Annotated in this window: 10 protein-coding genes; 3 read left to right on the forward strand and 7 right to left on the reverse strand. The window is 54.3% G+C overall.

From position 1 onward, the window contains the following. Positions 1 to 178: 178 nt before the first annotated feature. Positions 179 to 2,557, reverse strand: coding sequence for an arylsulfatase (locus ABVN21_RS01980; protein ID WP_339555545.1), 2,379 nt, complete (start codon positions 2,555 to 2,557; stop codon positions 179 to 181). A 1,086-nt stretch (positions 2,558 to 3,643) separates the two neighbouring features. On the opposite strand from ABVN21_RS01980, the gene ABVN21_RS01985 reads away from it, so the two are divergent. Then, positions 3,644 to 4,750, forward strand: a complete 1,107-nt coding sequence (locus ABVN21_RS01985; RefSeq protein ID WP_339555546.1) for a DUF1254 domain-containing protein — start codon at positions 3,644 to 3,646, stop codon at positions 4,748 to 4,750. A gap of 83 nt (positions 4,751 to 4,833) precedes the next feature. Continuing rightward, positions 4,834 to 5,595 (forward strand): transporter, encoded by a 762-nt coding sequence (locus ABVN21_RS01990; RefSeq protein WP_339555596.1) that lies wholly within the window; start codon positions 4,834 to 4,836, stop codon positions 5,593 to 5,595. A gap of 87 nt (positions 5,596 to 5,682) precedes the next feature. Here the strand turns inward: ABVN21_RS01990 and ABVN21_RS01995 are convergent, their stop codons facing one another. From ABVN21_RS01995 to ABVN21_RS02005, 3 genes are all read right to left on the reverse strand, one after another. Further along, positions 5,683 to 6,687 carry a DUF1214 domain-containing protein gene (locus ABVN21_RS01995; protein WP_353637220.1) on the reverse strand — a complete coding sequence of 335 codons (1,005 nt, stop codon included), beginning with the start codon at positions 6,685 to 6,687 and terminating at the stop codon, positions 5,683 to 5,685. Positions 6,688 to 7,343: 656 nt separating this feature from the next. After that, complete coding sequence (locus tag ABVN21_RS02000) at positions 7,344 to 8,834, reverse strand: DUF1254 domain-containing protein (protein WP_339555548.1); 1,491 nt, start codon at positions 8,832 to 8,834, stop codon at positions 7,344 to 7,346. Positions 8,835 to 8,894: 60 nt separating this feature from the next. Then, a complete protein-coding gene (locus ABVN21_RS02005; RefSeq protein WP_339555549.1) occupies positions 8,895 to 10,232 on the reverse strand; it encodes a DUF1254 domain-containing protein in 1,338 nt (445 codons plus the stop codon). A 600-nt stretch (positions 10,233 to 10,832) separates the two neighbouring features. Here ABVN21_RS02005 and ABVN21_RS02010 point away from each other — a divergent pair. Next, entirely contained in the window at positions 10,833 to 11,072 is a 240-nt protein-coding gene (locus tag ABVN21_RS02010; protein ID WP_339555550.1) for a hypothetical protein, read from the forward strand. 853 nt (positions 11,073 to 11,925) lie between these two features. Here ABVN21_RS02010 and ABVN21_RS02015 read toward each other — a convergent pair. From ABVN21_RS02015 to ABVN21_RS02025, 3 genes are all read right to left on the reverse strand, one after another. Continuing rightward, positions 11,926 to 13,461: a TolC family protein gene (locus ABVN21_RS02015; RefSeq protein ID WP_339555551.1), complete on the reverse strand. Its 1,536-nt coding sequence runs from the start codon at positions 13,459 to 13,461 to the stop codon at positions 11,926 to 11,928. Positions 13,462 to 13,623: 162 nt separating this feature from the next. Further along, entirely contained in the window at positions 13,624 to 13,971 is a 348-nt protein-coding gene (locus ABVN21_RS02020) for a hypothetical protein (protein WP_339555598.1), read from the reverse strand. A 271-nt stretch (positions 13,972 to 14,242) separates the two neighbouring features. Continuing rightward, positions 14,243 to 15,823: an arylsulfatase gene (locus tag ABVN21_RS02025; RefSeq protein ID WP_339555552.1), complete on the reverse strand. Its 1,581-nt coding sequence runs from the start codon at positions 15,821 to 15,823 to the stop codon at positions 14,243 to 14,245. Positions 15,824 to 15,835: the final 12 nt, after the last annotated feature.

Genomic DNA, 15,835 nt, shown 5'->3' on the forward strand with positions numbered 1-15,835 from the left:
GAGATATCAAGCGCAACGGGTTTCCTTATCCTGAGCCTGCCTCAGCCCGGAACTTTGCAGTCGGAACGAATCTGTTCAGCCGAAAATGGCAGAAAACCGCTTTCAAGCAAAGCGGTTATCTTGGTGGAAGGCAATGTTATCCATGAGTGGAGTCATGGATAACATGCTGGATGAGCCACTACTTGGGAAGATCGACCACCACTTGCCCTAGGGTGCCCTCGAAATTAAAGGGCGGGGTGTAATCATAAGTGACCGGCGTACCCGTATCTGAACCAATGTCCTGGTTTTCCGACAGCGAATACTTAAACGGCGTCGTTCTCTCGATCTTGCCCGAGCCAACGGCTTTTCCGTCCACCGACAACGTCAAGGTGCCGCTTTTGCCTGGTGCCTTGCCGCCATCATAGGTGAACGCCATTTTCAGTTCGTGATCGCCGGCGGCCACCGGGTCGTTGCTGGTGACTGAATAACGTTGAACGTCCAGGAAGTTGTGAACACCCGAAAGTTTTCCGTCTTTTATATAGAACGCCCAGCCGCCGGTATTGCCACCCTGGGTGAAAATCATCCCGTTGGCATTGTCCTTGACGGTGACCTTGGCTGTGATGCTGAAGGATTTGTTCTTCAGGTCAGGCGCTGAAGCTTCCGGTAGTCCGGTCAGCGCGACCGGGTAGACATAAGTGCTGCGGCCTGCGGCCAGGTTTGGCTTGCCGGTGAGTTCGGAGCTGAAACGCTCCGCGCCACGCCAGTCAAGCGGCAACGCTTTGTTGGCCGAGGCCTGGGCCCACCAGAGTGCCTCCATCTCGGCCAGTTTTTCTGGGTTTTCCTTCGCCAGGTCGTGGGCTTGCGAGAAGTCCTTGTCGAGGTTGTAGAGCTCCCACTTGGATGTCATTGGATCGAACTTGCCGCGCTCCGGCTGCCAAGGTTCGAAGGCCAGCGAGCCCGCCCACCAGCCATCTTTGTACATGCCGCGATTGACGAACATTTCGAAATACTGGCTGGTACGGAACTCTGGTGCCTTGGTATCCACCAGCGCGTTGAGGAAGCTGCGCCCTTGAATAGGCGTCTGCGGCGTGCCGTCCACGCTGCGCGGTTCATCGATTCCAGCGGCAGCCAGGATGGTCGGAGCAACGTCGATGATATGGGTGAACTGGTTGCGTACTTCACCGCCATGATTAAGTTTGGCCGGCCATTTCACGATCATCGGATTTCGAGTGCCGCCCAGGTGACTGGCAACTTGTTTCGTCCACTGGAACGGGGTGTTCATTGCGTGCGCCCAACCGGCGGGGAAGTGGTTAAAGTGCTTCTCGGTACCGATTTCATCGATTTGTCCCAGCATCTCCTCAGTCTTCATTTGATAGGCATTGAAAAACGCGTTCTCGTTCAACGTGCCGTCCATGCTGCCTTCTGCAGACGCACCGTTGTCGCCCACGATGTAGATGATCAGTGTGTTGTCAGCGTCGGGCAACGCGGCCACGTAGTCCAGTACCCGGCCGACCTGTTGATCCACTTGATAGCCATAGGCGGCGAACACTTCCATCATGCGCTCGTACAGGCGTTTCTGATCCGCATTGAGCGAGTCCCAGGCCGGCAGACTGGCAGGGCGAGCCGTGAGGTCGGTGTTCTGTGGAATGACGCCCATTTTCTTCTGACGTTCGAAGACCTGCTCGCGGTAGGCGTCCCAACCCATGTCGAACTTGCCCTTGAATTGATCGATCAGCTCTTTGGGCGCCTGATGGGGAGCATGCGTCGCAGCCGGGGCGAAATACATGAACCAGGGTTTGTCCGGCTGCACGGATCGGATGGTTTCAAGCCAGTTGATGGCGTGATCGGTGAGATCGACACTCAGGTAATAGTCCTTCGCGGTTGGTGTGCCGATCGGGGTCTGGTTCTGGTACAGATAAGGGCGCATCTGATTCGTATCGCCGGCCATGAAGCCGTAGAAGAAGTCGAACCCCAGCTTGTTGGGCCAATGATCGAACGGCCCCATCGGGCTGGTTTCGTAGATCGGTGTGTTATGGTTTTTCCCGATCCAGGAGGTGATGTAGCCATTTTCCCGGAGGATCTCTCCAATGGTCGCCGTGTCCTTGGGAATGATCCCGGTATAGCCATCAAAACCAGTGGCAACCTCGGTGATATTACCGGTTCCTGCAACGTGATGATTGCGACCGGTCAACAGCGCGGCCCGTGAAGAAGAGCACACTGCGGTGGTATGGAAGCGGTTGAACAGCGCCCCTTCCTTGGCCAACTGATCCATCTTAGGTGCCGGTACGCCGCCTCCCGATACCGAAAACTGACCAAAGCCCACATCATCCAGGAGAATCAACAAGACATTCGGTGCGCCTTTGGGCGCCTTCAGCGGAGCAGGGAACTCCGCCGGGTCGGAATTCAGATATGTGGTGCCCACACTACCTCGGTACTTTTGCTCGGCGTAGGGCAGTACCGTCTGCCCCCCCCTGGCTGCTGTACCTTCTTGCGGTGCGTCGGTGGCCAAAGCTGCGGAGCAAAACGCCACCCATAGTGAGGCGCTGACGAATAGTGTTTTGAGTTTGGGAGTCGCCATAACATTACCTTCCCGTCTGGTTTGTCAATGGACTTAAGCACATTGACAGTAGATCAGCACCGGGGGTGGCGCAAACACTTGGCTGACTATGTGAACGTTGAATTGTTAGTTTTTTCTCACGTAGCAGCACCTGGTGACCGCCGCTAGAGGTAAGGTTGGTACGTACTGTTTAAGTCGACAGAGTAGATACTGCTTCCGTCTGGGGTGGCCCAGAGGGTATCAAAGTACTTTGGCGAACACTCGTGATGGTTCTTAGGAAACATCGGGAGGAGCATCCACGAAGCGCTTCATTAAAGATGAACGTCGAGACCAAAGTGCTTTACTTTTCGAGAGCCTCGACGACTAGATCAACGATACCCCGCTGGTGCGTTAGTCAGCATCTCGCTGGCACTGCATCTCTGCCTTCTGGTGATCCGAATAGCGATGCATTAATGATTCATCTGTGCGCGTGCCCACGGTCTAAAAATAGCGCTCTACGTTGTGATCAGCGGGTAGTGGGGCTCTTTTGAACAACAAAAAAGTCGTCCATGGTCTATTTTTTCGCTTCTTGGCAGTGGTTTCATTGCGAGTGAAAGTCTAGAACATAATTACGATGTGCTCTATTTGCTATGCTGTTCTTCGCGAGAGTCATTTGATACGAGTATACGGTATGACCAACCTCTGAAATTTTCGTCCATTGGCTCAACACCAACTCACGGCCAGTTTTGAATTGCTACCTGTATTAGTCAATAGGCAGTTATGGGTCGAACCTATAAGTGATGTAAGTGCAATTGCGGTTACTTAACCATTTATTGCAATCAGCATTATTCGGCACTTGCATCGGGCTTAAACCTTGACTGCCGAGCATTTCACGACTGGACAATGCAGAGCAGCTCAATTCGACTCGTTGCTGCGTAACTGTAAAGCTTCATTCACCGCTCTAGCCCAGAGAAACGTTGCAGATTGGTCACAATTGCCTACGCTTTGCATTTGGTGGCCCCCATGATGGACTTCTTGCTGCCGAATGGTGGCAGGCCTTCAATCAGCCGGCGGCATTACTGGAGCGTTGACACGCTCAATTTGAATTTTTTGCAAGGAGCGATTTCGATGAAGTTACTGGCACCGACTACTGTCCTGTTGAGTCTGTTGGCAATGAGTATCCATGCGGCACAGGCCGAGGAGAAAACGCCTCTGCTTAGCCTGGATGCTGCCCGTCAATTGGAAACTACGTTGGTAGGACAAAAGAATGTGGCTGTCACACCAGAAAATTTCGCTTTCTCCACACTGGATGAGTCAATGCAGAACGAGGTGAAACTCGGAGCGACTAACAAGTTTTACAACCACCGCAAACCCATGGAACTCGACAAGCAGCCAGCAGTGTTGATGAATCGCGATACGCTGTACTCCTTCGCCATCATCGACGCGTCTCACGGCGCCACCATCCATGTGCCCAAGGGCGATGGCCGTTACACCTCGGTGCACGTCATGCAGCACGACCACGTCACCGACAACGTCTACTACGGCGAGGGTGAATACACCATCGACCCGAAAACCGTCACCAATTTCGTCGTGGTCAATATCCGTACACAAGTAAACCCCAATGATCCAGCCGATGTGGCGAAGGCTAATGCCATCCAGGATCAGTACAAGGTCAGTTTTCCAGCCGGCTACACGCCAAAAGCCTTCAAGGCCATTGACTGGAACCAGGAGCAACTGAAGCAAGTTAAAGCGCACTACGTGAAGGTGGCCGACACCCGTGGGGTAAGCAAAACCATGGGGGCTCGTGGCACCATTCCACAGGATGACATCAACGTCGGTGTGGCAGTGGCGACCGGGCTGCTGCCTGATCAGCACGCCTGGTATTCCTTCAAGTCATACAAGGTCAAGAAAGACACCTGCTACACCGCGAATTACCCCGTGCCTGGCATGGCCAACCCGCAGCTGGGTTTCTATTCCATGACGATTTACGGGAATGATCTTTACCTGCACACCGAGGAGGGCTCCAGCCTTTCGAACCACGAGATCGTGCCCAACAAGGATGGCAAGACCTTCACCCTGCACTTTGGCAGTCCGCAAAGCTGCGGCAAGGATGCAGCGAACTTGCTGACCGCACCCACGGACAATTGGACACTCGCGTTCCGGGTCTATATGCCCGACAAGTCGGTTCAGAACAACGAGTACAAACTGCCGGAGCCAAAGCCTTTCAGCCAGTGATCATTGACCTATAGGGGCGAAGTATGGGGATGGATAAACAATGCTGGAGCAGGGGGGCGACGCTCGTCGCTATCCTGGGGTTCATGCCGGGGGCTCAGGCAGAGGACTCGGCAGAGCTGGCCAAGAAAGCGCTTAATCCGGTCGCGGCCATGTACAGCCTGCCGGTGCAGTACAACTGGGATCAGAAGATAGGCCCGACCGGTGACGGCATGCACAGCGTCACCAATATTCAACCGGTGCTGCCGTTTTCATTAAATGATGACTGGAATCTCATCTCTCGCACCATCCTGCCGGTCATCGACCAGCACGGCTTGGCACCCAATGGCGCGGCGGACAAATCGGGTGTCGGAGACATCACCCAGAGTTTTTTCTTTTCGCCCAAACAACCCACTGACAGTGGCTGGATACTCGGGGTGGGCCCGGCGATATTGATTCCTACCGGCAGCGACGAGTTACTCGGTAACGAGCAATGGGGGATCGGCCCGACCGCCGTTGCCTTGAAGCAGGAAAACGGCTGGACGCACGGCATTCTGGCCAATCACATCTGGGGATTGGAAGGTAGTCCGCCGGATGACAAGGACAAGGTTAACCAAACGTTCCTGCAACCCTTCCTGTCCTACACCACCAGCACCTTCACCACGTGGGGGGTGAACTCCGAGTCAACCTACAACTGGCAATCACGCGAATGGTCGGTGCCGGTCAACCTGATGGTCACGCAACTACTAAAAATCGGCGGCCAGCCCCTGACGCTGCAAGCGGGGCCGCGTTACTGGGTCGACAGCCCTGACGATGGCCCGCAAGGTTGGGGTTTTCGTTTCGCTGTCACCTTGTTGTTCCCACGCTGAAAAAGCACTTTGGCCAGCGGGTGTCACTCCCGCTGGCCAAAGCTGTTTAAAGGGTTTGCAGCGTTTTCAGCCCTGAAGCGATACCGCCTAGTTGACAGCAGTCGGTTCCGGTATGGCGTACTTGCCACTGATAACACTTTCGCCAGGACGATAGATGCGCATGCCGAGGTACCAGTTATCGCCCGGTGTCGGCAGCCAATTCGCCACCTCCCCACATTTTGCCTTCGGCCCGTAGTGCACCGTAAAGGTTCCGTCGTCGTTGAAGTGCATCGCTCGATTGTTCAGGTTGGAGTCTTCGCTTTTCAGGTATTTATCGGCTCCATACATCGTGAAGGAAAAGAACCCGCCCTCCAGAATCTCGGGCTTGGCATAGGTCGCCTTGTAGCATTTGTCGCCACTCAAACCGTAATCACGGTAGAGGTACACGGCATCTTTCGCCGGCAGCAGCCCCAGTGCAACTGACGCACTGAGTCGAAGCATTTCCGGCTTGATGACCCCACGAGCGCCTGACGTGTCGTTGAAATTCGTTAGCTTGGCGGCCTCTTTTTGATATTCGGAGCGCAGTTTCATACGGCTGGCGTCATCCCAGTCGACGATTTTGTATTCCTTCGGCACGGTGCCTTTTGGCCAATTGACCTTGATGCCATCCTGAAGCGTTTTGACGTTTTGGGTATCGGCAGGATCGTTCGGATTGATCTGTGTACGCATGACCACCGCAGCAAACTCGGTTTTTGACTTGATCTCAAATGTCCCCGGCGCGTAGAAAACCTGATCGGTAAAATCGTCGTTCTGCATGATCATGGCCGACTGATAACGATTATCGGCTGATTTCGGCAAGGTGATGGTTGTACCCTCGGGCACGTAAAACACACCAAATGAATACACCGTGTCACGGTTCATGGTGACCGCAGGCTGCTTGTCCAAGGGCATAAGCGCCCTGTCGTGGCGAAAGGCGTTTGACCCCACATCTTTGACGATATTTTTATAGGATTCGTCCACTTCGGCGCGGGAGTAGTTGTCAGGTGTCACCAGCTGCCCAGCGTGTGCAGTGGCCGTTCCCAATAGGGTTGTACAGAGCAAAATCTTTCTCATGCCTATCATTGGTTCTATTCCTTTATTTCCCATCGACTGCAATTAAAAGTAGATGCAAATCTGGCGATGCGTGTCGACTAGGTTTTCGAGTTTGCGTGAAGAAGGTGCGAGTGACCTCCAGCCCGAAGCGTAGTCTAGAAATGAGATAGAGCAGGGCATGCCGACTGCTATACAGGTGCGTCGGATTGATGGTCATCAGCGGATTTAACCGCTGCAAATAGGCTAAGAGCTCCTTTGCAGCACCGCAACCTAGCGTTCAGAGTGCCGTAAAATAAGCGATAGTAACCAATGTCACATTCCAAATCCGATTTCACGGAACGACTGCTCATCGATGCAAAAATATGCAAAGGAGTGCGAATTTTTGATGTGCGTTGCGGCTCTGGAAACTTTACGTTCTGCTCGCAGCACTGGTAGGAAATACTGGGGATGTATTGGGAGTTCTACATGATACCAAATCACTCAGCATTACGTGTCAACGTCCCTCCGCTGAGAGCCATGCAGTACCGAAACTCAACGAATCTAACCTGCTTGGCCTTCCCAATTCATTAGGTGGATTTGAAGCGGTTGTTGGTCGGCGAGTGCTGAGTATCAAGTCAAATCAGCGCTGGCCATATTTATCGCCTCCAGCGCTGATTAGCTGATCCTGTTCTAGATCATTATTTCACCTTGACGACATCGTCCGGCTTCCAGGTTTGGTCATAGAACGCGTCTTCCGCGCCATAGAGACGCAAGGCAACCAGGAAGTTACGACCGGGAATGGTCTGGATGAACGCGGAGTCCGCGACATCAGCAGGCTTGTCCGGCCCGAACCAGATTTCGATGGAGCCGTCCGCCTGCTTGGGAATGTCGTAATAACCATTGGTAGAGGGCATCAGCTGTTTGGTCTGCGGCATGGTGCCGTCGGTGATGTTGTAGGCCGTGACGGCCCAGAACAGCGCAGCCGGGGCATTCGGCGGCAAACGCAGTTTATAGGTGCTGGCACCTTCCAGGTATTTCCCGTCCTTGTCGCGAGCGGTGAACGGGTATTTGGAACCGGCGCCAGTGGTGTGCATCACCATCGCCGGTGCCGACGAATAGGCGAACTGGAAGAAGTTGGCGCGCTGGCTCACGTCCAGGTAACTGTCCTGCATCCACTCCGCCGTGCCGCCTGCCCAGGTGTTCTCGTACTGGCGATCCGCATAGTAGAGATTACGCTTGTCCTCACGCCCTAACTGGCGGTTAGCCAGGATCATTCGAGGCGCCATCTCGACCGCCTTTTTCAGCAGGGCCTGCTGCTGCTCGGTTGGCTTGAACGGCTCGCCCTTGATGATACCGATGGAGGCCAGCACTCCCCGTAACTCAGGATCAATCGCCTCTACCGGCTCATAGTCGACAAACGCCTTCAACTTATTCCAATACTCGTTGTCCGTCGGATACATCATGTCCAACGCCTTGCCGCTGGCGTCGGGGAACTCCATGGGCTTGGCATCCTTCTCCGTTGCCCACAGTGGGTAGACGCGTGTGGTCTCGGCAGACTTGACCGCAGGTGCCGGGTCAGGCTTTCCCTCACCCTTGGCCATGACGGTGCGAAAAAACAGGAACACGTTATAGGTGCGCGACTTGACGGCAAAATAGCTGGACGGCACAGGCCCGGTGTAGTCCGGTGGCAAAATCAAGTACAGACCACCCCGCGCGCGGTCTGGCCCCACAGCACCGACGTCGGTGAGCGTGCGCTGGAAGAAGTCGGTGAACATGCCGATGACGTTAGGTGGCGCCTTGACCACCAGCGGCCCGGTTTTCTTCAGATCCAGATAGCTCATGGAATAGATCACGTCAGCATTCGGCGTCGGCACCATGGCACGAGAGTCCATACGCTGCTTCCAAATTGGCAGCACGTTGTAGCCACTTCCGAATGCTTTCTCCGATCCGTCACGCAAGCCAATGACATTGAGTGCAGGCAGCATGGTCATGTACGCGTGAATTGCGCGCTGGTAGTACAGCTCGTCACGCAGGGATTCGGCCTCTTTCGGATCGAGCCAATTGCCATTGTTAAGTTGTTTGATCAGTGGTGAAGCTGGTGCGCTGTCTGCCGCGTAAACGCTTGGCACCAGTAGCAAAGCTGCGACCAGTGCCGAGACGGCGAATCTCCGTTGCTGATATAAAGCCATTACCGTTCTCCTGAACACGATTGAGTGGAGCAGCAAATACGCTGCTGCACAGTCACGGCGTCATTTAATTTTCTTGATCACCGGAGGCTTCCAGCTGCCATCAAGGATCGCCTGTTGACCCCAGTAAGCGCGGATGTAGAGCGAGATGTTTTCTTTCGGTGAAGGCAGCCAGTTGGCTTCTTTGTCCTTGCCCGGTGAAGTCGGCCCGACATACAGCGTCAGCGAACCATCGGCGTTGCGCACCAGATCTTTGTTTTTGGTGCCCAAAGAGTAACGTTTGAGCGGGTTGTCGCTGAACAGGTGTTGTTTGTTATATAGCGTCAGCGACCAGAAGCCTTGGACTGGTGGTTCCTCGCCCTTGGCGAACGTGATTTCATAGCCATGGCTGCCATTGAGCTGGGCACCGGCGCCATCGAAGTCGGTGTAGTAGTACTGGGTCTCGGTGGGACGGTTGTCGAACATGTTCGACTTGGATGTTCCGGTGCGATTGAAATAGTCCACTCCCCACTGTGCATTATTGGCTGAGCGGTTCCAGCCATTGCCCGCCGGACGACCGTTATGTTTCCACTCGAAGAACGGCTTGATTACCTCTTGTTCGGTTTGCGTGGCCACCTCCACAAGCACTTTTTTGATCGCCGGGTCTTTCGCGGCGGCATCCATCAATTGGCGGAACTGTGCGTACATCGCCTCTTCTCCCGGCAGGGGCGGAACCATGTCTAATACCTGCGGAAGCTCATCGAAAAACTTCTCCGGGATAACCCAATGGGTTTCTCCCGCCTTGGCGGACGTGGCATTTGGATTTGGGATGATCGGCGCTTTCTTCCAGTCGACGGTTTTCATCTTGCCGTCGAATTCAGAAAGCGGGTAGAAAACGATCTGATTAAGTTTTTCCTGGATGGCCACTCGATCTTCAGGCGTATCGTCCATGAACACCCGTGGTATGGCGTTGGCCAATGCAGTCGGGCTACGAAGAATCCCTTCAATCCCCTCGGGCTTTTCGCCCTTCCAGTTAGGGCCTACCAGCAAGTAGAAACCTGGTTTGGTGTTGTAGGGTTTGCCCACCTCGCCAAACTGGTCGGTGCGCTGGTCATACAACGCATAGACCCAGAACCGGTCACCGAAGTCTGGCACCTGGGCCACGACGGGATGTTCGTCTAGTGAGAAAAAGCCCAGGCCGTAAGTCACGTCCTGGTTCGGGCAGGTGACAAAGGTTTCGGACGGCTCGATGTAGTCATGCAACATGCTCAGCCGGCCGAATGGCGCCACCGGCAGGATGCCGCCCAGCAAGCCTGGCTGGGGTGCCTTGGTGATGGTCTGGCTGCGGTTGAGCTGGTTCACCATTGGCCAGCCCCAGACATATGCCATGCGCGCAATAGTCTTCGCATACTCAGTGTGCATAACCACGTCACTGGTAGGCTGTGTCAGATTCGCGAAACTGGTTTGCTGTAGTTCCTGCGCATGGACAGGGGCATTAAACGCCAGAAAAACCACGGCTACGGATAGTGCTTTCAATGTATGGGGCATCGATGATTTCCTCTCTGGAATTGTTGACTTGCGCCTTGCGCCGTGGAGTCAAATTTACGCGCTGATGGTAGCTTCCAATGGAATCGTAAACTCCCGTTCGTGCTCCCCCCGCTTGACGCGTAGGAGTCTAGATGTCAGGGGGCATATCGCAAGAAAGGTGTTGGTAGGTGCATCATCAAGTGGCCCCTGATGGTCGTTTTCCGTCGGTGATGTCTTTGAATCGTGTAGTTCAAATCCAATGCAAATGACTGATCAGGTCGAATGCATATGGATAGGCAAATCTATGCAAATATCCAATTGCTCTCTAGGAAAGATTGGCATAGCAGAGGGGCTTTAGAAGCACACAATCTCGCTCTGAAGCGACTCCACTCAGTGACTTTGGCCGTCCGTGTTTTCATCGGAAAACAAAGTTCATCTCTTGCTGTGGTGGCCAACAGCCGCTATTAATGATGAATAAATGGAGAGGGCCTGAAAATGATTTCGAGATTTGTCGTTGTCCCCGCAGTACCAACAGAAACGGAGTCTATGCGCAGCGGAGTGCGTTTCTACTGCAAAACAGCTCCGATCGGCTTCAACCTCTACGACAACGAAGAAAAGCTGCGCCTCAAAACTGTCTATGAGACACGTGCTCAAGCAGAGAGTGCTTGCCTAGAGCTTAATCAAGAATGCCTGCAAAGCATGCTTTCAGAGCATGATTCCTTGCCGACCTCGTAACCATTCCACACGGACGGCATCGTGATCTTCTGTCTGGAACCTAACAGCCATGTCAGAGCGAGGCTGCAGATGCATTGAGTTTTTATCCTGTGAATTGGGGCCTTCAACGTTGAGCAAACAGCGTCTGCATCTGTCCTAATTCTGAACATGCCATGCTTGCTGGCTGCCCCCCTCTACGAGATCAACAACACGATATCGCGTGCTTCCATCGTTCGATGTAGTGGTCTCAATCACTCTGAATCTTGCGTGCATGGTTGCTTCTCCGTCCGAGCGCTCGCATCCCCATGGCTAAGCTGTGGTGTGTGTCATCAATGGCTCCGCGAGGTACCAAGAGCCTACTCACTCAGGCGTCACCAGAACCGCCAACGTCAGGTTGTTGATTTCTGCGTTCTTTCACCCGAAGCGAAAAAGCCGCTGGCGGGAGCAAGCTGTTATTCCCCCACAGGATGTCTCAGCGGAGTTCGATGCAGACGATGTATTTAGGTATTAAGTCGATTAACCGACAGCTTTCATGGTTGGCCGTCGCAGAGAACGGTAGAGTTATCAGGCAGCGAGGAGTCTCACTTTACCTAAGCTATCCGGTTGAACGGGGTGAAAAATGAACACACGCCAACGCCGCCAACAAATCATATTTTGGCGAGGCTCATTCCCAGTGATATTTGGGTTTGTTGTCTTGGCAGTGGCGTTAGCGCTTGCTGACCGAATAGCTCCCGTAAGCATCCAAGAATCTGACGACGAAAATCAAAAACCGCAGGTGGAGCAATCAACTGAATTGAGGAGCCAAGAGGCCGCGCCAGCAGTAATCCAACCACAATAATTTAAAGTTAATCCATCCTCGATCCGAGAATAGGACTCAAGGGCGGTTTTGCGCATTCGGCGTTCCTTGCTGAGTGATGAGCAGGCGTCGCTGCTCTTGTTCGTTCAATGTGCGCTGGATTTCCCGGGATAGGGTCTTGATGTCGTTCTTGGAAATTTCCTCCGGCAGGACGTCCAGGCCCACGGAGTTGTACAGGCGACCCCATGCGGCCTGGGCACTGGAGAATGCTGCCTCCCGCTGATAGCGCGAGAGCAGGTAGCGGCCTTCGGAGCGGATCACTTCGAGCTCGGAACCCAGTGCACCGGTTTTCGCCGCCTGGGCATAGTCGAGCAGGCTGCGGTCGACCCGCAGGCTGTCTTCGGTGAACTCCACTTCCTGGCGCGCCAGTTGATAGCGCAGAGTACCGACCCGTACTTGGGTCAGGATTGCCATTGACAGCGCCACGCGCCGGGTGTCATCGGTCTCGCTCTGGGATTTTTGCGCGGCATTAAGCGACGGCAATTGCAGCAGGCGCAGCAGGTTCATCGAGACTTGCAGGCCGGTGGCGTTCCAGTCGTTATTGTAGAGGTATTTGTTGGAATCGTAGCGGTAACCGAAGTCGACACTGACGTTGGGCCACAATTGCGCCTTGGCGATGTCCAGGTCTTTCTGGTTGACCCGTTTGCGGTACCACTCTTCCATGATTTCCGGGCGGTGCTCAAGCGACAATTGCTCAAGCTGTGCCATGCTCTGTCCAACTTCGGGCAGCGGTGGATCAGGAACGTCGGCCAATACCATTTTCGATCCTGGCGGCAGCGACATCAGCGCCGACAGCTCGGCCTGAGCGAACTCCAGATCCTGGCGGCGCACCGTTAGCAAATAGACAGAGTCGAGAAGGGCGCGCTGGTAAGCGAGGATCTCTTGACGTGGCAACAGTCCACGGGTTTCCGCTTCACGAGCCGAGGTCAGCGCGGTGTGGGTGCGCATCAGCAGCTTGTCGACTTCCGGCATCAATCGTTGCGCGCCGAGTGCCCGCCAGTATGCGTTGCGCACATCCTGCAGGACGTTTTGCGCAACTTTGCGGCGACGCTCTTCGGCCATTAGAATCTGGTCGGACTTCTGTTGCGTGCGGTAATAGGCGACGCCGAAATCGAGCAGACTCCAACTCAAACCCAAACCGTAGATTTCGCGGTAACGTTCCTCGGAAGTCGACGGGCGCAAGCTGACCTGGCGGTCTTCGATGCCGATCGAGGTTCCGCCGGAATCATTGTTCCGCCCAGCATAACCTGCCGAGGCCACCAGTTTCGGCAGCATTTCATGGCTGGAGACGTCGCGCAGATCTGACGCCAGCGCGCTCTCCATCAGCTTCAGCCGATAATCGAGGTTGTATTTGAGCGCTCGGGCGGCCGCGTCGTAGAACGTAATCGGCGCTGTCACCGGTTCCTGCCCAGAATACATGCGCGATTGATCGGCGATAATGCGTTGTCGGTTTTCCTCGTCGGTGGAAGGTTTAAGCTCCAATCCAGAGCAGGCGCAAAGCAACAGCGCTCCTGTCATGGCCGTACTTAGAAGTCTGATATCCGCATTACGCATATTCAATCCTTTTTGTTGCACACATAGGAGGAGGCTGACAGCGTCTGTTCGGTGAAAGCACAGACTCCTATGAGCTGGGAGTGAGATCTGAAGCTGGAACTGGAGCGCTGTAGGCGCAAGCAAATTTAGATTTCACTGGTATTGATAAACTCAGAGCAAACGTTAGTCATTCGGTTTTTTTACGGGATTTTTAACCATGGTCAGACATCCGATACTGATTTTCTGACTTAATAAGCGTAGAAGCTTTCTTATGTTTTGCCCCGCATTACGATTTTCACGGTTGGCCGGTTGTACCTTAAGCAGGCCATCGAGAATCGCGCATGCTCCATCGACCTTGTCGCTGTCGTGTAGCGCTATCGCTATCGCTATCGCTAACACATAACCATACTGTGCATTTTTTTTTGGCTCCAGTTGCGCAGCCAGATGCAGCGCCGCCATCGCTTCGTTGGTTTTTTCCTCGAGGCTGTCGGCGAGCAGTGTTAGCGCTTCCCTAGCAAACCGACAAAGCACGCGCGGATCCCGGTGGGGATGGCATAGACCTCAACTCCAACCGTGGCACCTGCTTTATCCATCACACTTGATACACCAGTGCCGCAGCACAGGAGGCAAACAGCAAAAGAGCTGGTGCCAGAATTATCGGAGGGGCAATGTGAGGGGAAGGTATGGCGACCGACGACTTGTTATCGCCGCTCTGGTTGAGTTGATTATTTATATAGGTAGTTATTTGAAAACTAAAAGGTAAGGCCGCTCGCCAACGAGGCCGAGCGGCGGTCTAGCAGTCTTACTGTGCAGCTTTCATTTTTTCAGCGATTTTGGCGTCTACCGCAGCACGGATCTGATCCACGCTGAAGCTGGCCGGTTTTTGGCTTGGCGGATAATCGATGAAAGTCTGCAGGAACGCTGCGGCCTTACCGACTGCCATTTCAGTCAGATAAACGTTTTTGGTCGCCCAGTCATAGTACTGGTCGGAAACGATATCAGCACGCTCATACGGATCCATGCGCAGGTTGAACACTTTCGGTACGCGCAAGCATACGAACGGTTCGCTCCAGACCTTGAAACCACCCGGTGCGCGTTGTTCGCAGAACACGGCTTTCCAGTTGCCGAAACGCATCGACACCAGCACGCCATCGTCGTTGAAGTAGTAGAACTCCTTACGCTCACCTTTTGGGCTTTGGCCGGTCAGGTACGGCAGTTGGTTGAAGCCATCCAGGTGTACTTTGAAGCTGGTGCCGCCGGAAGTCGGCGCCCAGCCTTTGAGCAGCTTGTTGGTGACGTCGGTGTCACCTGCGGCGGCGAGCAGTGTCGGGAACCAGTCCAGACCGGAGAACAGCTCGTTGGAGACTTCACCCGGTTTGATCTTGCCCGGCCAGCGGATCATTGCTGGCACACGGTAGGCGCCTTCCCAGTTGGAGTTTTTCTCGTTACGGAACGGGGTGGTCGCCGCGTCCGGCCACGACCACTGGTTAGGGCCGTTGTCGGTGGTGTAAACCACGATAGTGTTGTCGGTGATTTTCAGGTCATCGAGGGTTTTCAGCAGTTTACCGACATCACCGTCGTGCTCGATCATGCCGTCGGCGTAATCATTGCCGGGCATGCCGCTCTGGCCCTTCATCGAATCACGCACGTGGGTGAACGCATGCATTCGCGTGGTGTTCATCCAAACAAAAAACGGTTTGTCCGCTTTCGCCTGTTTCTCGATGAAGGCTTGCGCAGCGGCGGTGGTTTCGTCGTCGATGGTTTCCATGCGTTTCTTATTCAACGCACCGGTGTCCTCAATTTTGCCATCGGCAAAACTGTGGATCACACCGCGAGGGGACGTCGCCTTGACGAATTCCGGGTCATCTTTTGGCCAATACGGACGTTCGGGTTCTTCTTCTGCGTTGAGGTGATACAGGTTGCCAAAGAATTCGTCGAAGCCATGATTTGTCGGCAGGTATTCGTCCTTGTCGCCCAAGTGGTTCTTACCAAACTGCCCGGTGGCATAACCTTGGGACTTGAGCGCCTGGGCGATGGTGATATCACGCTTTTGCAGGCCCACCGGAGCGCCTGGGATACCGACTTTCGAAAGGCCGGTGCGCAGCGGCGTCTGACCAGTGATAAACGAAGACCGTCCAGCGGTGCAACTGTTCTCCGCATAATAGTCGGTAAACATCATGCCTTCTTTGGCAATTCGGTCGATGTTCGGTGTCTTGTAGCCGACCACGCCCATCGAGTAGGCACTGATGTTGGTCTGGCCAATGTCATCACCGAAGATCACCAAAATGTTGGGTTTTTCGGCGGCCCCGGCTGTTGCCGAGATCGCCATAACCGAAGCTGCCACGAAGGCCAGTTTCGGTATCCACTTGCGTATGCGATTCATTGAGTGCTCCTT

Origin of the sequence: Pseudomonas sp. MYb327 (assembly GCF_040438925.1) — a bacterium.
Taxonomy (GTDB): Bacteria; Pseudomonadota; Gammaproteobacteria; order Pseudomonadales; family Pseudomonadaceae; genus Aquipseudomonas.

Excerpts from the sequence above, each read along its gene's own strand:
- ABVN21_RS01980 (WP_339555545.1), bottom strand. The coding sequence starts at position 2,557 with ATGGCGACTCCCAAACTCAAAACACTATTCGTCAGCGCCTCACTATGG.
- ABVN21_RS01985 (WP_339555546.1), top strand. The coding sequence starts at position 3,644 with ATGAAGTTACTGGCACCGACTACTGTCCTGTTGAGTCTGTTGGCAATG.
- ABVN21_RS01990 (WP_339555596.1), top strand. The coding sequence starts at position 4,834 with ATGCCGGGGGCTCAGGCAGAGGACTCGGCAGAGCTGGCCAAGAAAGCG.
- ABVN21_RS01995 (WP_353637220.1), bottom strand. The coding sequence starts at position 6,687 with ATGAGAAAGATTTTGCTCTGTACAACCCTATTGGGAACGGCCACTGCA.
- ABVN21_RS02000 (WP_339555548.1), bottom strand. The coding sequence starts at position 8,834 with ATGGCTTTATATCAGCAACGGAGATTCGCCGTCTCGGCACTGGTCGCA.
- ABVN21_RS02005 (WP_339555549.1), bottom strand. The coding sequence starts at position 10,232 with ATGCACACTGAGTATGCGAAGACTATTGCGCGCATGGCATATGTCTGG.
- ABVN21_RS02010 (WP_339555550.1), top strand. The coding sequence starts at position 10,833 with ATGATTTCGAGATTTGTCGTTGTCCCCGCAGTACCAACAGAAACGGAG.
- ABVN21_RS02015 (WP_339555551.1), bottom strand. The coding sequence starts at position 13,461 with ATGCGTAATGCGGATATCAGACTTCTAAGTACGGCCATGACAGGAGCG.
- ABVN21_RS02025 (WP_339555552.1), bottom strand. The coding sequence starts at position 15,823 with ATGAATCGCATACGCAAGTGGATACCGAAACTGGCCTTCGTGGCAGCT.